At 70.4% G+C, this 20,319-nt stretch carries 17 protein-coding genes; 6 read left to right on the plus strand and 11 right to left on the minus strand.

What is annotated here, in order from left to right; translation table 11 throughout:
- The first annotated feature begins 5 nt into the window (after window positions 1–5).
- Window positions 6–1,079 (plus strand): polyprenyl synthetase family protein, encoded by a 1,074-nt coding sequence (locus tag MTS1_RS03765; protein ID WP_023951572.1) that lies wholly within the window; start codon window positions 6–8, stop codon window positions 1,077–1,079.
- 32 nt (window positions 1,080–1,111) lie between these two features.
- Here MTS1_RS03765 and MTS1_RS03770 read toward each other — a convergent pair whose 3' ends face one another.
- Window positions 1,112–1,417 (minus strand): Rv2175c family DNA-binding protein, encoded by a 306-nt coding sequence (locus tag MTS1_RS03770; RefSeq protein WP_052007748.1) that lies wholly within the window; start codon window positions 1,415–1,417, stop codon window positions 1,112–1,114.
- Window positions 1,418–1,600: 183 nt separating this feature from the next.
- Between MTS1_RS03770 and MTS1_RS03775 the strand changes: the two genes are divergently transcribed.
- Window positions 1,601–2,830, plus strand: coding sequence for a LysM peptidoglycan-binding domain-containing protein (locus MTS1_RS03775; RefSeq protein ID WP_023951574.1), 1,230 nt, complete (start codon window positions 1,601–1,603; stop codon window positions 2,828–2,830).
- A gap of 85 nt (window positions 2,831–2,915) precedes the next feature.
- The gene (gene pknB, locus MTS1_RS03780; protein WP_023951575.1) at window positions 2,916–4,871 is read left to right on the plus strand and encodes a Stk1 family PASTA domain-containing Ser/Thr kinase; all 1,956 of its coding nucleotides are present in this window, start codon (window positions 2,916–2,918) and stop codon (window positions 4,869–4,871) included.
- 102 nt (window positions 4,872–4,973) lie between these two features.
- Here the strand turns inward: pknB and MTS1_RS03785 are convergent, their stop codons facing one another.
- The 4 genes from MTS1_RS03785 to MTS1_RS03800 all read right to left on the minus strand — a co-directional run bounded on the left by MTS1_RS03785 (window position 4,974) and on the right by MTS1_RS03800 (window position 9,037).
- Window positions 4,974–5,894 carry a hypothetical protein gene (locus MTS1_RS03785; RefSeq protein ID WP_023951576.1) on the minus strand — a complete coding sequence of 307 codons (921 nt, stop codon included), beginning with the start codon at window positions 5,892–5,894 and terminating at the stop codon, window positions 4,974–4,976.
- A gap of 136 nt (window positions 5,895–6,030) precedes the next feature.
- Window positions 6,031–7,365: a class II 3-deoxy-7-phosphoheptulonate synthase gene (locus MTS1_RS03790; protein ID WP_023951577.1), complete on the minus strand. Its 1,335-nt coding sequence runs from the start codon at window positions 7,363–7,365 to the stop codon at window positions 6,031–6,033.
- A gap of 46 nt (window positions 7,366–7,411) precedes the next feature.
- Complete coding sequence (locus tag MTS1_RS03795) at window positions 7,412–8,101, minus strand: 1-acyl-sn-glycerol-3-phosphate acyltransferase (protein WP_023951578.1); 690 nt, start codon at window positions 8,099–8,101, stop codon at window positions 7,412–7,414.
- A gap of 3 nt (window positions 8,102–8,104) precedes the next feature.
- Window positions 8,105–9,037: an ROK family protein gene (locus MTS1_RS03800; RefSeq protein ID WP_023951580.1), complete on the minus strand. Its 933-nt coding sequence runs from the start codon at window positions 9,035–9,037 to the stop codon at window positions 8,105–8,107.
- A 143-nt stretch (window positions 9,038–9,180) separates the two neighbouring features.
- Here MTS1_RS03800 and MTS1_RS03805 point away from each other — a divergent pair, with 143 nt between their 5' ends.
- Entirely contained in the window at window positions 9,181–11,016 is a 1,836-nt protein-coding gene (locus MTS1_RS03805; RefSeq protein WP_023951582.1) for a long-chain fatty acid--CoA ligase, read from the plus strand.
- A gap of 66 nt (window positions 11,017–11,082) precedes the next feature.
- On the opposite strand, the gene def is transcribed toward MTS1_RS03805, so the two are convergent.
- From def to MTS1_RS03820, 3 genes are read right to left on the minus strand one after another with little or no spacing between them, the layout of a single operon-like run.
- Window positions 11,083–11,574 (minus strand): peptide deformylase, encoded by a 492-nt coding sequence (gene def / locus MTS1_RS03810; RefSeq protein WP_023951584.1) that lies wholly within the window; start codon window positions 11,572–11,574, stop codon window positions 11,083–11,085.
- A 1-nt stretch (window position 11,575) separates the two neighbouring features.
- On the minus strand, window positions 11,576–13,387 hold the full coding sequence (locus MTS1_RS03815) for a MinD/ParA family protein (protein WP_036304968.1): 1,812 nt from the start codon (window positions 13,385–13,387) through the stop codon (window positions 11,576–11,578).
- A 50-nt stretch (window positions 13,388–13,437) separates the two neighbouring features.
- Window positions 13,438–16,845, minus strand: coding sequence for a pyruvate carboxylase (locus tag MTS1_RS03820; protein ID WP_023951588.1), 3,408 nt, complete (start codon window positions 16,843–16,845; stop codon window positions 13,438–13,440).
- Window positions 16,846–16,935: 90 nt separating this feature from the next.
- Between MTS1_RS03820 and MTS1_RS03825 the strand changes: the two genes are divergently transcribed.
- Window positions 16,936–17,757 carry a ParA family protein gene (locus tag MTS1_RS03825; protein ID WP_023951590.1) on the plus strand — a complete coding sequence of 274 codons (822 nt, stop codon included), beginning with the start codon at window positions 16,936–16,938 and terminating at the stop codon, window positions 17,755–17,757.
- Between the two features lie 74 nt (window positions 17,758–17,831).
- Here the strand turns inward: MTS1_RS03825 and MTS1_RS03830 are convergent, their stop codons facing one another.
- The 3 genes from MTS1_RS03830 to MTS1_RS03840 form a co-directional block, all read right to left on the minus strand.
- Entirely contained in the window at window positions 17,832–18,377 is a 546-nt protein-coding gene (locus MTS1_RS03830; protein ID WP_023951592.1) for a MerR family transcriptional regulator, read from the minus strand.
- 100 nt (window positions 18,378–18,477) lie between these two features.
- Window positions 18,478–19,158: a MerR family transcriptional regulator gene (locus MTS1_RS03835; RefSeq protein WP_023951594.1), complete on the minus strand. Its 681-nt coding sequence runs from the start codon at window positions 19,156–19,158 to the stop codon at window positions 18,478–18,480.
- Window positions 19,155–19,649, minus strand: coding sequence for an FHA domain-containing protein (locus MTS1_RS03840; RefSeq protein WP_023951596.1), 495 nt, complete (start codon window positions 19,647–19,649; stop codon window positions 19,155–19,157). Before MTS1_RS03840 ends, MTS1_RS03835 begins: the two co-directional genes overlap by 4 nt.
- A gap of 106 nt (window positions 19,650–19,755) precedes the next feature.
- Between MTS1_RS03840 and MTS1_RS03845 the strand changes: the two genes are divergently transcribed.
- Complete coding sequence (locus MTS1_RS03845; protein ID WP_036304614.1) at window positions 19,756–20,310, plus strand: copper resistance CopC family protein; 555 nt, start codon at window positions 19,756–19,758, stop codon at window positions 20,308–20,310.
- Window positions 20,311–20,319 lie beyond the last annotated feature (9 nt).

Here is a 20,319-nt window from a genome sequence, read left to right on the forward strand (position 1 = left end):
GGCCTGTGACGAGCTCCACCGACCCGATCTCGACCGTTTCCCAGCGACTGGAAAGCTTCGCATCGGATCGGCGGGCCGAGGTCGCCGATCTCGGGGCCGAAGCGGCCGATTTCGTCGACCGCGCCCTTGCCACCGTCGCCGGCGGCAAGCGATTGCGCGCCCGGTTCCTGACGGCGGGTCACGCGGCAGCCGGCGCCTCCGCCGTACGCACCGACATCGCGGGTGTCGCCGCTTCGCTCGAGATCTTCCACGCGGCAGCCCTGGTGCACGACGATCTCGTCGACAACTCCGACACGCGGCGCGGCCGCCCCGCCGCTCACCGGGCTCTCGAGGAGGGACACCGAGGTTCCGAATGGCAGGGCGACGCCGACGCCTTCGGGCGCGCCGCGGCGATCCTGCTCGGCGATCTGCTGATCGCCTGGAGCGATGACCTCCTCGAAGACGCCATCGACGGGCATCCCTACGCCTCGGACGTGCGCCGCCAATACGCGACGATGCGCCGTGACGTCACCGTCGGACAGTACCTGGACGTCGCCGAAGAGGCGGCCTGGGCCACGGCGCCCGACGCCGAGCACGCCGCGCGCGCTCTGCGCGTCGCCTCGTACAAGTCGGCCCGGTACAGCGTGCAGCAGCCGCTTCTGATCGGCGCGGCGCTCGGCGGCGCCACCCCGCCGCAACGCGAGGCCCTCGCCGATTTCGGTCATGCCGTCGGGCTCGCCTTCCAACTGCGCGACGACGTCCTCGGAGTCTTCGGCGACGCGGCGGTGACGGGAAAGCCTTCCGGCGATGATCTCCGCGAGGGCAAGCGGACCGTTCTCATCGCGTACGCCCGCGAAGCGATGGATGACGCCGGTCGGGCGGAACTCGACGAGGCACTCGGCGACCGGACGCTCGATGAGGCGACGATCGCGCGACTGCAGAAGGTCATCGAGGACAGCGGCGCGGTCCGGCGCCTCGAGAGCGAGATCGATCGCCTTTCCACCGCAGCCGATGCCGCGCTCGAGAACGCACCCATCGGGGAGCCGGAGATCGCCGCGCTCCGCGAGATCGCCGACGCGGCGATCCGGCGGTCTGCCTGACCCGCGCCTGAGCGGCGAACGCCGCGACGGCCTCAGGCGAGGGTCTGAGCGACCCTGCGCACCTCGCTCTTGCGTCCGGCGCGCAGCGCGGCGATGGGCGCTGCGCCGATCGAGTCCTCCGTGGCGAAGAGCCAGTCGATCGCCTCGTCGTCCGAGAACCCGGCGTCGTGAAGCACGGTGATGGTGCCGCGAAGCGACGAGAGCGGCGCGCCGTCGAGGAAGAACGCCTCCGGAATGCGGAGCGTGCCGTCGCGACGCGACCCGATGAGGTGATTCTCATCCAGGAGACGACGGACGCGGCTGAGCGTCTCGCCCGTCAGGTCGACCACCTCGGGCATCGTCAGCCAGGACAGGGGAACGACGGGGTATTCGGGAGTGCTCACCCCTTCACTATCTCACCTCCCACCGGAGCCGCGGGGCGTCTGTTCAGGCACTTTCACACCAGTCACAGTCGTCACTTCGGTTGACACCTCTCACAGCGACATGTCAGCGTTTCGGAGACCTCCGAGAAGGGACCCTCCGTGCGCCGCGACTCGATCTCTCCCCCGCACCGTCCGCGCCCCCGCCTGCGCGGCGCCGTCGCGCCCGCCGTCGTCGGGTCCATCGCCCTGAGCCTGACGGCGCAGCCTGCCGCCGCGGCGCCGATGGCCGAAACCGCGCATCGGGATGCTGCGCCCGGCGCCTCGTTCCGGGCCGTGCCCGCGACCGCCGGCGCGCCGCGTCCGCTTTCCGCTCGGCCGGCCGAGCACACGGTGGCCCTCGGCGACACCATCAGCCGGATCGCGTCCGCCTACGGGCTCCGCACGGTCGATCTCCTCGCGTGGAACGGCCTCGACTGGTCGTCCGTCATCCGCCCCGGTGACCGCATTCGACTCAGTGCGGACTCCCCCGGCTCCGCGGCACCCGCGGTGACGCCCGGCACGCAGAACGCATCCGAGGGAAGCACCCACACCGTCTCCGCCGGCGACACCCCGTGGTCGATCGCTCGGACGCACGGCATCGGCGTCGGTGCGCTGCTCGCCGCGAACGGGCTCGACGACGGCGCCGTGATCTTCCCCGGGCAGACGCTCGCGATCCCCTCGTCGGCCGGCGCGGCCCCGGCTGCCACCCCCGCAGCGGCGACTCCCGCGACCACGATCGCGGCCGCGGCCGCGGCCGCGGCCCACACCGTCGCCGCCGGCGACACCCTCTCGGCGATCGCGAGCGCTCACGGCCTGGGCCTCGATGCGCTGCTCGCCGCGAACGGGCTCGACCGCTCGTCGATCATCTACCCGGGACAGCAACTCGTGATCCCCGGGGCCGTGGCCACGCCGGCCGTCGCGACCGTCGCGCTCCCGGACCTCGGTCTCGACGCAGAGCAGATCGCGAATGCACGGCTCATCATCCAGGTCGGCCGAGAACGCGGCGTGCCCGATCGCGGGATCGCGATCGCCCTCGCGACGGCGATGGTCGAGTCGTGGATCCGCAACCTCGACTGGGGCGACCGGGATTCTCTCGGCCTCTTCCAGCAGCGTCCGAGCACCGGCTGGGGAACCCCCGATCAGGTCCGCGACCCGGCGCGATCGATCGCGGCCTTCTACGGCGGTGCCGCCGACCCCAACGGCACCGCGACCCGGGGGCTGCTTGATGTTCCGGGCTGGGAGGGCCTCTCCTTCACCGACGCCGCACAGGCGGTGCAGATCTCCGCGTACCCCGACCGCTACGGCGAATGGGAACAGCAGGCATACCGCTGGCTCGACGCGCTCGGCTGACTCCGAAGCATCGGGAAGCATGTCGCAGACGTCCGGGGGTGAGCCGTTGCCCGGGCTCGCAGCATCCGCTCCGTAGAATCGCTCCGTGAGCATGAGCCAGCAGACCGACCCGCTGATCGGCCGACTGGTCGACCAGCGGTACCGCGTCCGTGCTCGCATCGCCCGAGGGGGGATGGCGACGGTGTACGTCGCGACCGACCTCAGACTCGAGCGCCGCGTGGCCCTGAAGGTCATGCACGGGCATCTGTCGGACGACTCGGTCTTCCAGAGCCGGTTCATCCAGGAGGCGCGCTCCGCCGCCCGGCTCGCCGACCCGCATGTCGTGAACGTCTTCGACCAGGGTCAGGACGGCGAGATGGCCTACCTGGTCATGGAGTACCTGCCGGGCATCACCCTGCGCGAGCTGCTGCGCGAGCAGAGGCGGCTGACCATTCCCCAGACGATCACGATCATGGACGCGATCCTCTCGGGTCTCGCCGCCGCGCACCGCGCCGGGATCGTGCACCGCGACGTCAAGCCCGAGAACGTGCTGCTTGCCGAGGACGGGCGCATCAAGATCGGCGACTTCGGACTCGCGAGAGCGACGACGGCGAACACGGCGACCGGGCAGATGCTCCTGGGCACGATCGCCTACCTCGCGCCGGAGCTCGTGACACGGGGCACCGCCGATGCCCGCAGCGACATCTACGCCCTCGGCATCATGCTCTACGAGATGCTCGCCGGCGAGCAGCCCTACAAGGGCGAGCAGCCGATGCAGATCGCCTACCAGCACGCGACCGACTCGGTGCCCCGCCCGAGCGCGAAGAACCCCGGCGTCCCGGAACAGCTCGACGAGCTGGTGCTGTGGGCGACCGAGCGCGAACCCGACGAGCGTCCGCTCGACGCGAAGGTCATGCTCGAGCGTCTGCGCGAGATCGAGCGCGAGCTCGGCGTGTTCCCTCAGGTGGTGCGCACCGCCCCCTCCGGCGCGCCGGCGGTCGTCATCGACGACGACGGCGAAGGATCGGGCGAGCTCACGAAGGTCATGCCCGGCACCTTCACGGCACCTCCGGTGACCACCGACGTCGACAACGCGACGCGACTGCGCCGCCTCACCCGCCGAAACCGGGCGAAGGGCGCCTGGCTCGTCACCATCGTCCTGCTGCTCGCGGCTCTCGCCGGCGGCACCGGATGGTGGTTCGGCTCCGGGCCGGGATCGCTCGTCGCCGTACCCGACGTACGCGGCACGACCTTCGCCGAAGCGCAGAGCGCCATCGCGGCACAGGGCCTGCAGGCCCAGGAGGCCGGCGAGAACAGCCTCGACGTCGCAGAGGGTCTTGCGATCCGCACCGACCCCGACCCCGGCGCACGGCTCGACCGCGACGCGATCGTGACCGTGGTCATCTCGCGCGGACCGGCGGAGGTGTCGATCCCGGCCCTCGCCGGCCAGACCGAGCAGGCGGCTCGAGAGATCTTGCGGCAGAACATCGTCGCCGTGTCGAACGATGCCGATGCGGAATTCGATCCGGATGTCGCCGACGGCACCGTCATCCGCGTCTCGGCGACCCCGGCCGGAGGCGGCGATCCCGTGGACTGCTCAGACGGCTGCACGCTCCGCCAGGGAGACTCGGCCAGCCTGCTCGTGTCGCGCGGGGCCGTGCCGGACGTCTCGGGCCAGAGCGTCGACCGGGCGACCGCCACCCTCACCGACGTCGGCCTCGAGGTGTCGGGCGACACCCGCGCGCAGTCGAGCGATCGCATCGCCAAGGGCGATGTCATCGGCATCGACGACCGCGGCGAAGAAGGCAATTGGCGGCCGGGTGACACCGTGACCCTCATCGTCTCGAGCGGGCCCCCGCTTTTCGACGTGCCGAGCGTCGTCGGCCAGACGCGCGATGCAGCCGCCAAGACGCTGCGCGACGCGGGTTTCGAGGTCAGCTTCTCGGCCCTGTGGAACATCTGGCCTGACGGGCTGACCAAAGTCACCGCCCAGGACCCCGCCGGCGGTAGCAAGCACGTGCGCGGCACGACCATCACCCTGCAGATCACCGCGACCGGCTGAGCCTGTCGTCCTTTCCCGGGACCGCGACCGCGAGGACGCGCATCCGCACGGTGTCGACGGCTCCGAACCGTGCAGTTGCGCATCTTCGCCGTCGACGCCCCCTCAGGCGAGAGCTCTGCGGATGCGGGCGGCCAGCGCGCCGGCGCCGTCGTCGAGATCGGCGGACCCGACGAGGATGACGCGGTAGCCGGCATCCTCGAGAAGCTGCACGCGCGTGAGGTCCTCGAGCCAGCGTCGCCGCGACGAGCGATGCTCGTCCCCCTGGTACTCGAGCAGCACACGCTGCTCGGGCCAGCCGAGGTCGGCATGCCGCACGCCCGCAGCTGTGCGAACGGCGACCTGCACCTGCGGTTCGGGAATCCCCGCGTCGACCAGCGCGACACGCAGGAGCGTTTCCTGGGGCGAGTCCACCGGCGAGCGGGCGCGGTCGAGCGCCGATCGCAGCGACCGGGCTCCGCGCGCGCTTCCTCGGGCGACGACGGCCGCCTCCAGTTCGGCGCGCGTCGTGAGAGGACGCGTGCGACCTCGCTCGCCCCGCCGACCGCTGAGGAGGAAGTCGGCCGTCGCGACGAGCCATCGCCCGGCCAGGGGCTGCCGACCGGCCGCGACCCGGCACCACGTCTCGGTCGGCGACAGGACGGGCACGCCGTCGACGTCTCGGCGTTCGAGGATGAGTCCCGTTCGAGATCCGATCACGCCGGGTCGCCGCATCGCTGCTCCCCCGCCCGCCGAGATCACCTCGAGCATCGGCGGCGTCGAGGCCCGGGGCAACGGCATCCCCCACAAAGCCGCGGCCGTGCGCCCGGAGAACAGCTGCTCCGGACCGAGCGCGGGGAGGAGCAGGCGGCAGCGCCCGACCGTGTCGTCATCGTCCCCGGCATCGAGCGCCGCGTAGATCCCGTGATGCGGATGCCGCAGGTCGGCCGCCCGTAACCTGCCGCGGCTCACGCCGAACGCCCGCGCCTCGTTCGTGGCGAACGCTTGTCCGGCGATGTCTTGTGGCAGCGAAGCTCGACGGTTCACCCGCCCACGATCCCCCGTCGATCCCGCTGATCCCGCGCTCTCCACAGCCCGAAACGGCGAGAGCGCACATCCGCACGGTGGGGAGGTCCCCCAACCGTGCAGATGTGCGCTCTCGCGGGCTCCGGTGAGCCGGAGCTCAGCGCTTCTCGAGCTCCTCGGCGACCAGGAAGGCCAGTTCGAGGCTCTGCATGTGGTTCAAGCGCGGGTCGCACAGGCTCTCGTAGCGCGTGGCGAGCGTCGCCTCGTCGATCATCTCCGAGCCGCCGAGGCACTCGGTGACGTCGTCACCCGTGAGCTCGACGTGGATGCCGCCGGGGAACGTCCCCACGGCGCGGTGCGCCTCGAAGAAGCCGCGGACCTCGTCGACGACGTCGTCGAAGCGACGCGTCTTGTAGCCGGTGGGCGTCGTGATGCCGTTGCCGTGCATCGGGTCGGTGACCCACAGCGGCGTCGCGCCCGAGTCCTTCACGGCCTCGAGCAGCGGCGGCAGGGCGTCGCGGATCTTGCCGGCGCCCATGCGCGTGATGAAGGTCAGACGCCCCGGCTCGCGCTCGGGATCGAGCTTGTCGATCAGCGCGAGCGCGGTATCGGTCGACGTCGTGGGGCCGAGCTTCACGCCGATCGGGTTGCGGATCTTCGAGAAGTAGTCGACGTGGGCACCGTCGAGCTCGCGGGTACGCTCACCGATCCAGAGGAAGTGCGACGACGTGTTGTACGGCGTGTTCGTCCGCGAGTCGATGCGCGTCATCGGACGTTCGTAGTCCATCAGCAGGCCTTCGTGACCCGTGTAGAACTCCACGCCGCGCAGCTCGTCGAAGTTGGCCCCGGCCGCCTCCATGAACTTGATGGCGCGGTCGATCTCACCCGCGAGGCCCTCGTAGCGGGCGTTCGCCGGGTTGGATGCGAAGCCCTTGTTCCACGAGTGCACCTCGCGGAGGTCGGCGAACCCGCCCTGCGTGAACGCCCGGATGAGATTCAGCGTCGATGCAGCCGTATGGTAGCCCTTGAGCAGGCGAGCGGGGTCGGGCTGGCGCGAGGCGGCGGTGAAGTCGTAGCCGTTGACGATGTCGCCGCGGTAAGCGGGCAGCGTGACGTCGCCGCGCGTCTCGGTGTCGCTCGAGCGGGGCTTGGCGAACTGACCGGCCATACGGCCCATCTTCACGACGGGCATCGAGGCGCCATAGGTCAGCACGACCGCCATCTGCAGCACCGTCTTGATGCGGTTGCGAATCTTCTCCGCGGTCGCGCCGGCAAAGGTCTCGGCGCAGTCACCGCCCTGGAGGAGGAAGGCTTCCCCGGATGCCGCGCGCGCGAGGCGCTCGCGGAGGATGTCCACCTCACCGGCGAAGACGAGGGGCGGGAGCGTCGCGATCTCGGCCGACACCGCAGCCACGGCGTCGGGGTCGTTCCACGCCGGCTGCTGCTTGATGGGAAGATCGCGCCACGTGTCGAGTGAATCCAGCGTAGGCACGCGCCAAGTCTAGTGCTCGGCCGCGACCTCCCCGGCCGTATGACGCTCAGGCCTGCTGCTGCGCCGCGCGTTCCTTGACCGACGACGCGTAGACGTCCTCGTACTGCTGCTCACCCAGGCGCTGCAACGCCACCATGATCTCGTCCGTCACCGAGCGCAGCACGTAGCGGTCGCCTTCCATCCCCTGGAAGCGCGAGAAGTCGAGCGGTTCGCCGATGACCATTCCCACTCGTCCGACACGCGGGATGCTGCGTCCGATCGGCATGACCGCATCGGTGTCGACCATCACGACGGGGATGACGGGGACGCGGGCCTCGAGCGCCATACGCGCCAGGCCGGTGCGCCCGCGGTAGAGCTTGCCGTCCGGGCTCCGTGTGCCCTCCGGGTAGATCCCGAGCAGATCACCGCGGCCGAGCACCTGGAGTCCGGTGTTGAGCGAGGCCTCGGATGCCTTACCTCCCGTGCGGTCGATGGCGATCTGACCGGTCGCCTTCATGAACATCCGGGTGGCCCAGCCCTTGAGGCCCGTGCCGGTGAAGTAGTCGCTCTTTGCGAGGAACGACATCGGCCGGTCGATCATGAGCGGCAGGAAGATCGAGTCGCTGACCGACAGGTGGTTGCTGGCGAAGATCGCGGCACCGGATGCCGGGACGTTGCGGCGCCCCACGATCCACGGCCGGAAGATCGCCTTGACGACGGGTCCGATGAAGATGTACTTCATCAGCCAGTAGAACACCGGTCACCGCCCCCCGGCCAGGTCGGCCACGCCGATCAGACCCGCGTCGTTGCCGAGGGTGGCGATGGCGAAGTCGGCCGGAGCCGCGTTCTCACCGCCGGGAAGGGCTCCCCGGTAGGCGGTCCGGACCGGCGCCAGGAGCGTTTCGCCCAGCTGCGCGACACCCCCGCCGATGACGAAGATCTCGGGATCGAGCGTCGCCTGGAATCCACCCGCCGTCTCGCCGAGCGCCGTCGCGACCCGGTGGAGGGCCGCGAGCGCGCCGGGATCGTCGGCGAGGATCAGGCGGGAGATCGCGTCGCCCGGAATCGAGCCGTGCTCGTCTCGCACCTGCGCGAGACCGGCCCCGAGCTCGGGGTCGTCGGCGATCGCGATCGCCTCGCGCTGCAGTGCTCTTCCCGAGGCGTACTGCTCGAGGCATCCCTGCAGGCCGCAGCCGCACAGCCGGCCGCCGCGCTCGAATCGCACGTGACCCAGCTCTCCCGCCGCGCCGCGCCCGCCGATGAGGAGCTGCCCGTCGATGATGACCGCTCCCCCGACACCCGTGCCGAGCGTGAGCATGACCATGTTCGAGCTGCCGCGGCCGGCGCCGAAACGGTACTCGGCCCAGCCGGCTGCGTTCGCGTCGTTCTCGAGCACGACGGCGACACCGACGCGCGCCTCGAGCTCGGCACGCAACGGGTGCTCCACCCAGTCGATGTTGGGTGCGTGACGCATGATCGAACGCGTGCGATCGAGGAAGCCGGCCGCGGCGACCCCTACTGCGGTCACCTCGTGGGACGCGCGGAAATGCCGCACCATGTCGGCGACGGCGTCCGCCAGCGCGTCGGTGTCGGCGGGCGTGTCGACGCGGATGCGGTCGACGATCGTCCCGTCGGCGGAGACGACACCTCCGGCGATCTTGGTTCCGCCGATGTCGATGCCGATGTTGAGCACGCGTGGTCCTTTCCGTCGGCCGTCCGCCGGCGACCCGGAAAGTCTAATGGGGCGCCGCCTCGCCGCGCGGGCTCGGCGACCGGGTGGCAGATAGAGTGTGTTTACCCTGCCAGACGCTTCCGGTACCGAAGGAGTTGCCGCCCATGAGCGCCGTCCAGTTCGAAGTCCCCGCCGTCGTTCCAGCCGATCCTGACGCGAACATCACCGATCTCCTCGTCGACCGGGTCGCCGCCACCCCGTCGCGAGCCCTCTTCGCCGTGCCGCACGACGGCGCCTGGCGAGACATCTCCGCGGCCGAGTTCCAACGCGAGGTGATCGCGCTCGCGAAGGGGCTCGTCGCGGCGGGCGTCGAACCCGGCGACAAGGTCGCGTTCGTGGCGCGCACCACGTACGACTGGACGCTCGTCGACTTCGCGATCTTCTTCGCCGGCGCCGTGATGGTCCCCGTCTACGAGACGAGCTCGGCGTCGCAGATCGCCTGGATCCTCAGCGATTCGGGTGCGACCTTCGCGATCGCGGAGTCCGCCGACCACGCCGCACGCATCGACGAGATCCGTGCGACGGTCCCCCTCGTCCGCGAGGTGTGGGTCATGGCCTCGGGAGACCTCGACCGGCTGCGCTCGGGCGGTGCAGACGTGCCCGACGAGGAGATCGAGCGACGACGCAACCTCGCCGTGGGCTCGGACATCGCGACGCTCATCTACACCTCGGGATCGACCGGACGACCCAAGGGCTGCGTCCTGACGCACAGCAACTTCGTCGAGCTGGCCCGCAACTCCGGCGAAGCGCTCAAAGAGGTCGTCAACCACCCCGGTGGAGCATCGACGCTGCTGTTCATCACGACCGCCCACGTCTTCGCGCGCTTCATCTCGATCCTCAACGTGCACGCCGGGGTCAAGACCGGGCATCAGCCCGACACCAAGCAGCTGCTGCCCGCTCTCGGAACGTTCCAGCCGACCTTCCTGCTCGCCGTGCCCCGCGTGTTCGAGAAGGTCTACAACTCCGCCGAGCAGAAGGCCGAGGCCGGGGGCAAGGGCAAGATCTTCCGTGCCGCGGCACAGGTCGCGATCGACCACTCGCGCCTGCAGCAGGAGGGGAAGAGCATTCCGCTCCTGACCAAGCTGAAGTTCCGCCTCTTCGACAAGCTCGTCTACGGCAAACTCCGCGCCGCCATGGGCGGTCGCGTCACCTACGCCGTCTCGGGATCCGCTCCCCTGGGTCCGCGCCTCGGCCACTTCTTCCACAGCCTCGGGGTCACGATCCTCGAAGGGTACGGCCTCACCGAGACGACGGCTCCGGCTACGGTCAACCTCGCGACGAAGTCCAAGATCGGCACCGTCGGGCCGGTCCTGCCCGGTGTCGGCGTCCGCCTTGGCGAGGACGGCGAGGTCGAGGTGCGCGGCATCAACGTCTTCGCCGAGTACTGGCGCAACCCTGAGGCCACCGAGGCCGCGTTCAACGACGGCTGGTTCAAGACGGGCGACATCGGATCGTTCGACGATGACGGCTTCCTCACGATCACCGGCCGCAAGAAGGAGATCATCGTCACCGCCGGCGGCAAGAACGTCGCACCGGCCGTGCTCGAAGACCCCATCCGCGCCAACCCGATCGTCGGACAGGTGGTCGTCGTGGGCGATCAGAAGCCCTTCATCTCCGCGCTCGTCACGCTCGACCCGGAGATGCTGCCGACCTGGCTGACGAACAACGGCCTCTCGGGCGACATGTCGCTCGCCGACGCGGCGAAGAACAGCCAGGTCCGCGCGGAGGTCCAGCGCGCGATCGACGAGGCCAACCGCAACGTCTCTCGTGCCGAGTCGATCCGCAAGTTCACGATCCTCGACACCGAATGGACCGAGGCGAGCGGTCACCTGACGCCGAAGATGAGCATCAAGCGCAATGTCATCCTCACCGACTTCTCGGGTGAGATCTCGGCCATCTACGACGAGCCGGTCAAGACGAGCAACGTGCCGCTCGGATGACCGGATGACGCGGAAGCGGGGCCCGGCTGGTGGATCACCGGCCGGGCCCCGCTTCCGCGTGAGGGGTCAGAACCAGGACGACTCGCGTACCTCGCGCATCGCGATCCGCCGTTCGGCGGGCGAGAGCCGGTCGAGGTACAGGATGCCGTCGAGGTGGTCGCACTCGTGCTGCAGCGCCTGAGCCATGAGCCCTTCGCCCTCGAGGACGATCTCGTCGCCGTCGAGATCGATGCCCACGGCGCGCGCGTACGGGTGCCGGAGGGTGTCATGCCAGAGGTTGGGCACGGACAGGCAGCCCTCGCCGATGAGCGACGGCTCGCCGGAGACCTCGACCAGTCGCGGGTTGAGGATGTAGCCGATGACGCCGTCGACGTTGTAGCTGAACGCGCGCAGCCCGACCCCGATCTGCGGCGCCGCCACGCCGGCTCGGCCGGGCAGCTCCACCGTGTCGAGGAGATCCTGCACGAGCGAGCGCACACCGTCGTCGATCGCCTGGATGGGCGCCGCCGCCGACTTCAGGACGGGGTCGCCGAAGAACCGGATCGCGCGAACCGCCATGTCAGGCCGCCGCCCCGAGACGCAGCCCCTCGACCACGCTGGCGGCGAGCTTGCGCGCCGCCTCACGCGTCGCCGGGTCGAGGTCCCGGAACGACACCGCGCTTCCCGCTGCGAGGTGCGGGTCGTACGGCACGCGCAGCACCGAGCGGACGCGCGTGGCGAAGTGGGTCTCCAGCTCCTCCGCGCGGACCATCGGCGTGCCCGGACGCGACGTGTTGAGCACGACCACCGCGTTCTTCACTGCGTCGGCGAAACCGTTGGACTCGAGCCAGGTCAGTGTCTCGGAGGCCAGCCGCGCCTCGTCGACCGAGAGACCGGCGACGACGACGATCTGGTCGGAGAGCCCGAGCGTCGCCCCCATCACCGAGTGCACGATCCCCGTGCCCGTGTCGGTGAGCACGATCGAGTAGTAGTGCGCGGCGATCGCGGCGATTTCCTCGTAGTCGTGGTCGCTGAAGGCCTCCGAGATGTGCGGGTCGGCGTCGGACGCCAGAACGTCGAGCCGCGTCTCGTCGCGGGCCACGATGGCGGAGAGATCGTTGAAGCCGACGACCTCGCCACGCGCGCGCGCCAGATCGCGCACCGTCTTGCCGCTCGTACGGCCGATACGGTCGGCGAGCGTGCCGCGGTCGGGATTCGCGTCGATCGCGATCACGCGGTCGTCACGGGCATCGGCGAGCGCCATCCCGAGCAGGGTGGTCACGGTCGTCTTGCCGACGCCGCCCTTGCGCGAGAGAACCGGGACGAACTTGGCCCCGCCGGTGAGCGGCGCGGTGATCCGACGATCGAGCTCCTTGCGCGAGCGTGCCCGCTTGCCGTCGCCGAGGTTGATGCGATGACCCGAGACGCTGTACACGAGGCGCTGCCAGCGGCCTTCCGGCTCGGCCCGCACGATCTGCGCCGGGTCGAGCAGACGCTCGGCCGTCAGCAGGTCTGCCGATTCGCGCCCGGGCTCGAGATCGCCGAGGCGCCGCGACTGCAGGACCGGCTCGGTCGGACGCGCGACCTGCACCCGCTCGGCGGCATGACGAACCTGCTCGGCGACCTGGTGGGCCTGCCGGCGGGTGGTCGGCACGGTGCCGGTGATCGGCGTGGTCGTCGGCACGACCGTCGCGACGACGACACCGGTGTCGCGCGCTTCCGCGGCCCCGGACGTCGCGGTGTCGGCACCCCGGGCGTGATCGCTGTCGTCACCGGCCGTGACGTCCTCTGCGGCAGCATCCGTCACACCCTCGGACGTGGCCGGAGCGTCGGCGGTCGTCGTGTCGGCCTCCGCTGGGAAGTCGATCTCGGGGTCGTCTTCATCGTCGATCACGGCGGTGACCACCTCATCGACAGGCTCCTCGGCATCGTCGTCGCCGGACACGTCGCGGTCGTCGTCCTCATCAGCGAGCTCGGATGCCTCGGTGGAAGCAACCTCGTCCGCGCCGTCGCCCTCGAACTCTTCGTCTTCGGTGCCGGCATGGTCGCCCGGCTCTGCCCGGAGCGCGGGAGCTTCCTCGTTCTCCGGGTTCGCCTCACCGCCTGCATCCGCCTCGTCGTCGGCGGCGGCCGTCGCGGCATCCCTCGACTCGTCGTCGTCCGAATCGACCGGCGCGATGCCGAGGGGGATGTCGCCGGTCGTCAGCTGCTCGTCGCCGACCTCGCCGTCGATGACGTCGTCGTCATCGAGGTCGTCTTCCGCGACGGGGAGCGCGACGTCGACCTGTGCGGTGCCGCCGATGATCCCGATGGCCGTCGTATGGATACTCTCGCTGTCGGCGAGGACCGCGGGATCGGTCTCGTCGGGCTGGTTCTCGTTGCGCTCAGGCATGTTGTGCTGCGTCCACTCCAAGGTCTCGAGCTCGCGCCCGACCCCTTAGGCTACCCGCCGGGCCGGACGACGACCAAAAGGTCGCCCGCCTCGACCACCGCCGTCGGCCCGACGACGAGCCGCTCGACCACGCCCGCGACCGGCGCCGTGATCGCCGCCTCCATCTTCATCGCTTCGATCGACGCGACGGGAGCTCCCGCCCCGACGGCATCGCCGACGGCGACCTTGAGCGTCACGACGCCCGAGAACGGGGCGGCGACCTGACCGGGGACCGAAGTGTCGGCCTTCTCGGCCTGACGAGCCTCGACGCTGATGCTGCGGTCGCGCACGAACACCGGCCGCAGCTGACCGTTGAGCGTGGCCATGACCGTGCGCATGCCTTTCTCGTCGGCCTCACCGATGGCCTCGAGTCCGACGTACAGCTGCACACCCTTCTCGATCTCGACGACGTGCTCGGCGCCGGGGACCAGCCCATACAGGTAGTCCGCCGTGTCGAGCACACTCAGGTCGCCGTAGGTGTCGCGCACCCGGTCGAACTCCTGTGTCGGCGCAGGGAAGAGCAACGAGTTCAGCGTGCGTCGCCGTGTCGCGGAATCGGCGTCGAGAGCCGCTTCCTGCGCCGCCGAGAGATCTGCAGCCGCGGGACGCACGGTGCGCCCTGCGAGGACCTTCGACCGGAACGGTTCGGGCCATCCTCCCGGCAGGTCGCCGAGTTCGCCTGCCATGAAGCCGACGACGGACTCCGGGATGTCGTATGCGCCCGGGTCGGCGGCGAAGGCGGCTGGATCGGCTTTCACCGCCGCCAGATGCAGCGCGAGGTCGCCCACGACCTTCGACGACGGGGTGACCTTGGGAACCCGGCCGAGGATCTCGTTCGCCGCGGCGTACATGTCCTCGATGAGTTCGAAATCGTCGGCGAGCCCCAGCGCGATGGCCTGCTGCCGCAGGTTCGAGAGCTGTCCGCCCGGGATCTCATGGCGGTAGACGCGTCCGGTGGGGCCGGGCAGACCCGACTCGAACGGACGGTACATGTGACGCACCGCCTCCCAGTAGGGCTCGAGGTCCGACACGGCGCCGAGATCGAGACCGGTGTCGCGCTCGGTGTGCGCGAGTGCTGCCACGAGCGCGGACAGCGAGGGCTGACTGGTCGTGCCCGCCATCGGCGCGGACGCCGCATCGACGGCATCCGCACCCGCGGCGCTCGCGGCCAGGAGCGTCGCGAGCTGTCCGCCCGCGGTGTCGTGCGTGTGCACGTGCACGGGCAGATCGAACCGTTCGCGCAGCGCCGCGACCAGGCGCGACGCCGCAGCCGGCCGCAGCAAGCCGGCCATGTCCTTGATGGCGAGCACGTGCGCGCCCGCATCGACGATCTCCTCGGCGAGACGGAGGTAGTAGTCGAGGGTGTAGAGGTCTTCGGCCGGGTCGAGCAGATCCCCCGTGTAGCAGAGCGCGACCTCGGCGATCGTCGTCCCGGTCTCGAGGACGGCGTCGATCGCCGGCCGCATCTGCGCGACGTCGTTGAGGGCGTCGAAGATCCGGAAGATGTCGACGCCGGCATCCGCCGCCTCCCGCACGAAGGCCTGCGTCACCGCCGTCGGGTACGGGGTGTAGCCGACGGTGTTGCGACCGCGCAGCAGCATCTGGAGAGCGACGTTGGGCAGGGCCTCTCGCAGCTTGTCGAGTCGTTCCCACGGGTCCTCGCCGAGGAAGCGCAGAGCCACGTCGTAGGTCGCCCCGCCCCACGCCTCCACGGACAGCAGCTGCGGGGTGAGCCGCGCGACGGCGGGAGCGACCGCGACGAGATCCTTCGTCCGGACGCGTGTGGCGAGAAGCGACTGGTGCGCGTCGCGGAAGGTCGTCTCGGTCACGGCGAGCGAGGTCTGCCCGCGCAGGGTCTGCGCGAACCCCGCGGGGCCGAGTTCGCGCAGGCGTTGGCGCGAGCCCGCGGGCGGCGGTGTAGCGAGGTCGAGCCGGGGCAGCTTGGTCCGCGGGTCGACGCTCGTCGGAGCAGAGCCGTGCGGGCGGTTGACGGTCGTGTCGGCGAGCCACCCGAGGATCTTCGATCCGCGGTCCTTCGACATCCGGCCCTCGAGCAGCTCGGGTCGCTCGTCGATGAAGGAGGTGCTGAGGTCGCCTCGCGCGAACGACGGGTCGTCGAGCACCTGCTGCAGGAACGGGATGTTGGTGGAGACGCCTCGGATGCGGAACTCCGCGAGGGCACGGCGCGAGCGCACGACCGCGGCACCGAAGTCGCGCCCCCGGCACGTGAGCTTGGCGAGCATCGAGTCGAAGTGCGGGCTCACCTGGGAGCCGGCGGCGGTCGTGCCGCCGTCGAGACGGATGCCGGCTCCGCCCGGCGACCGGTAGGTGGTGATCTTCCCCGTGTCGGGGCGGAACCCCTGAGCCGGATCCTCGGTCGTGATGCGGCACTGCAGGGCCGCGCCGCGCAGCTGGATGCGGTCTTGCGTGAGGCCGAGCTGCGCGAGGGTCTCCCCCGCCGCGATCCGCATCTGGGACTGGACCAGGTCGACGTCGGTGACCTCCTCGGTCACCGTGTGCTCGACCTGGATGCGCGGGTTCATCTCGATGAACACGATCTCGCCCGCCCGGGGCCCGTCCGTCTCGAGCAGGAACTCGACGGTGCCGGCGTTCACGTAGCCGATGGAGGTCGCGAAGGCGATCGCGTGCCGGTGCAGGTCTGCCCGCGTCTCGTCGTCGAGGTTGGGGGCCGGCGCGATCTCGATGACCTTCTGATGGCGTCGCTGCACCGAGCAGTCGCGTTCGAACAGGTGCACCGTCTCACCCGTGGCGTCGGCGAGCACCTGGACCTCGACGTGGCGCGGACGGCGGACGGCCTGTTCCAGGAAGACACGCGCGTCGCCGAACGCGCTGCCGGCCTCGCGCATCGCCTCCGACAGTGCCGGTGCGAGCTCGCCGGGTGCGCCGACGCGTCGCATCCCGCGTCCGCCGCCGCCGGCGACCGCCTTGACGAAGACCGGGAAGCCGATGTCCTCCGCCTGGGCGACGAGAGCGTCGATGTCGTCGGAGGCCTCGGTCGATCGCAGCACCGGCACTCCGGCGGCGACAGCATGGCTCTTGGCCGTGACCTTGTTGCCGGCCATCTCGAGCACGCGCGCCGACGGACCGATGAAGGCGATGCCCGCGTCGGCGGCGCGAGCGGCGAGCTCGGGGTTCTCGGACAGGAAGCCGTATCCCGGGTAGATCGCGTCCGCTCCGCTCTCGCGCGCGACGCGGATGATCTCGTCGACGTCGAGATAGGCCCGGACGGGGTGCCCTTTCACCCCGATCTCGTAGGCCTCGTCGGCCTTCAGACGGTGGAGCGAGTAGCGGTCCTCGTGCGGATAGACGGCCACGGTGCGCGCCCCCAGCTCGAAGGCGGCGCGGAAGGCGCGGATGGCGATCTCACCGCGATTCGCGACAAGGATCTTGCGGAACATGCTCACCTCGCTGGAATGAGTCGCACGGCGACGGCGCCGCGCGGGGGCTCGAATACCCTCACAGCCTAGGGGACGGTAACGTAGAGCCTCGTGCACGTACTTTCCGTCAGCTCGCTCAAGGGCGGGGTCGGCAAGACCACGGTCACCTTGGGGCTCGCATCCGCCGCGTTCGCCCGCGGTGTCCGGACGTTGGTCGTCGATCTCGATCCGCAGTCCGACGTGTCGACGGGGATGGACATCCAGGTCGCCGGCCGTCTCAACGTCGCCGACGTCCTCGCCAATCCCAAGGAGAAGGTGGTCCGTCAGGCCATCACCTCGAGCGGGTGGGCGAAGGTGCATCCCGGCACCATCGATGTCCTGATCGGCAGCCCGTCCGCCATCAACTTCGACGGTCCGCACCCGAGCGTGCGCGACGTCTGGAAGCTGGAAGAGGCCTTGGCGACCATCGAGGCCGACTACGACCTCGTCCTCATCGACTGCGCCCCCTCGCTCAACGCGCTCACCCGCACGGCGTGGGCGGCCAGCGATCGCGTCATCGTCGTGACCGAGCCCGGCCTGTTCTCCGTGGCTGCCGCCGACCGCGCGCTGCGCGCCATCGAAGAGATCCGCCGAGGACTCTCCCCCCGCCTGCAGCCCCTCGGCATCGTGGTCAATCGGGTGCGCCCGCAGTCGATCGAGCATCAGTTCCGCATCAAGGAACTGCGCGACATGTTCGGTCCCCTGGTGCTCTCGCCCCAGCTTCCCGAGCGCACGTCGCTGCAGCAGGCGCAGGGCGCCGCGAAGCCGCTGCACATCTGGCCCGGAGACTCCGCGCAGGAGCTCGCCTCCGACTTCGACGCGCTGCTGGACCGCGTGCTGCGCACCGGCCGGATCCCGGTCGCGGGCGAGGCCCCCACGGCCGCGCCGAGCTGACCGGCCGTCACCACACGAACGAAACCCCGGCCGCACCGCAGGTGCGCCGGGGTTCTGTGTATCTCGGGGACGGCTCAGGCGCTGCGTGCCGAGCGTCGCGCAGCGAGCTCGTCGACGGGGTCCGGCGCCTGGGGGTCGAACTCGACGAGTGTGGACTCGACCTCACGGAGGACCTTTCCGACCGCGATGCCGAACACCCCCTGACCGCGGCTGACGAGGTCGATGACCTCGTCGTTCGACGTGCAGAGGTAGACCGACGCGCCGTCGCTCATCAGCGTCGTCCCCGCGAGGTCGCGGATGCCCGCGGCGCGGAGCTGGTCGACCGCCACACGGATCTGCTGCAACGAGATGCCCGTGTCGAGCAGACGCTTGACGAGCTTCAGCACGAGGATGTCGCGGAAGCCGTAGAGACGCTGCGAACCCGAGCCGCTGGCGCCGCGGACGGTGGGGACGACCAGTTCGGTACGAGCCCAGTAGTCGAGCTGACGGTACGTGATGCCGGCGGCGCGAGCGGCCTGCGCTCCGCGATACCCGGCCTCGTCGTCCATCTCGGGGAGACCGTCGGTGAAGAGGAGGTCGGTCGTGAACCGCATCTCGCCGAGCGAATCATGCGCGGTCATCTGGTCCTCCTGCCGGACGGTCGGGTTTCTTCCACGCTAGATGAGGGATGCCGCCGCGGCAACGACATCCGCTCCGAGCCCGCGGCGTGTCGCGCGTGGCTCACCGGACCAGTCGGTCGATGGCCGTCTGGACGAACGCCGAACGGACGTCGTCGAGCCGACGTACCAGCTCGGGCGCGAGCTCATGGGCACGTCCGCGAGACGACGAATCGGTGCGGCGCAGCAGCGGCGCGAGCGCGGTCTCGACCAGCGCGACGTCGCGTTCAGCCGCCTGCCGCACGGTGCGGAGGTGGCGCGGGCCGATGCCGTGGCGATCGAGCGCGACGAGCGTGCGCAGCAGGACGAGCGCTCGCTCGTCGTACGTGTCGGCGGCCGGCAGCAGACCCGCTGACACCGCGTCGCCGAGCAGCGCTGCCGTGGCCTCGGCCTGATCGATCAGCTCGTCGCGTCGATAGCGCCGATGCTGGACGATCGACGCCGGCAGCGCGGGCGGGAGCCCCTCGGCCCCCGGCGTGTCGAGGTACTCGCGGATACGCGCCAGCGGCATGTAGTGATCGCGTTGCAGCGTCAGCGCGGTACGCAGCCGCTCGACGTCCGCCGGTGAGAACTTCCGGTACCCCGAGCCGGTGCGCGTGGGGGTGACGATCCCCTGGTCTTCGAGATACCGCAGCTTGCTCGAGCTCAGCGCCGGAAACTCCGGACTGAGCCGCGCAAGGACCTGGCCGATGCTCAGGTGACCCGCTGCCGTGGACCGACCGCGGGCTGCGGGGGCCGCACTCACGCGCCGGTCGCCGGAGCGCGGTCGAGCGGTGAGACGAAGAAGTTCAGGCGGAACTTGCCGACGCGCAGCTCGGCTCCATCGGAGAGCACGGCGCGGTCGACGCGCTCACCGTTGACGTAGGTGCCGTTGAGCGAGCGCTGGTCGACGATCTCGAAAGCCGACCCCGTACGGGTGATCTCCGCGTGCCGCCGCGAGACGGTGACGTCGTCGAAGAAGATGTCGGCCTCGGGGTGGCGGCCGACGGTCGTCACGTCGGTGTCCAGCAGATACCGTGCCCCCGCGGTGGGGCCGGAACGAACCAGAAGCAGGGCCGCCCGCTCGGGCAGCGCCTGGATGGCGTCACGCTCCACAGCGGTGAGGTCAGCCCCGAACGGCACGAACGACAGATCCAGGTCGTGCCCGAACGTCTGCGTCGTGTCCGAGGAACCGCTGTGCGGCGCGCGGTCGGGTCCGCGTCGGATGTCGTCGACGTCTCGATCCTTTTCGTCCACAGTGTCCTCCTCTTCCGGGCCAGCCTAACGGATCGACGACGAGTCGCGAACGCGAATACCCGGGCCTCTCACCACCTTCATATGGCCGACGATTAGGCTCGGGGCGATGTCTGCACGCACTCCTTCTCTTCGTATGCGCCTGCTCGTGGGCTTCGGCATCGTGCTCGGCCTCGCCGCGGCCTCCCCCGCGTCGCCCGCCCTCGCGCACGACGAGCTGCTGGCCTCCGATCCGGCCGCCGATTCGGCCGTGGCCGAGCTGCCCGACGAGGTGACGCTCACCTTCAGCGGCGTGCTCATCGACGAGGAGGGGGTCAACGCGATCTCGGTGACCGACGCGGCGGGAACGGAACTCGCCGAGGGGACGCCCGCGCTCGACGGTACGACGGCCACCCAGGCCATCGACGGAGACAGCCAGGGCCCGATCACCGTGCGCTGGCGGGTGGTCTCGAGCGACGGCCACCCGGTCTCGGGCGAGTTCTCGTTCACGGCGGGCGACCCGGCGGCCGCGCCGACGGCACCCGCCGGTGGAACCACCGAGACGGCACCGGCCGAGGGCCTGCCCGCGGTGTTCTGGATCGTCGTCGCGGTCGTCGTGGTCGCCGGTGTGATCGCCCTCGTCATCGCCCTCGTCGCGGCGTCTCGGCGGCGCACCGAGGACTAGGCTGGGAGC

Source organism: Microbacterium sp. TS-1, from assembly GCF_000509385.1.
Taxonomy (GTDB): domain Bacteria; phylum Actinomycetota; class Actinomycetes; order Actinomycetales; family Microbacteriaceae; genus Microbacterium; species Microbacterium arborescens.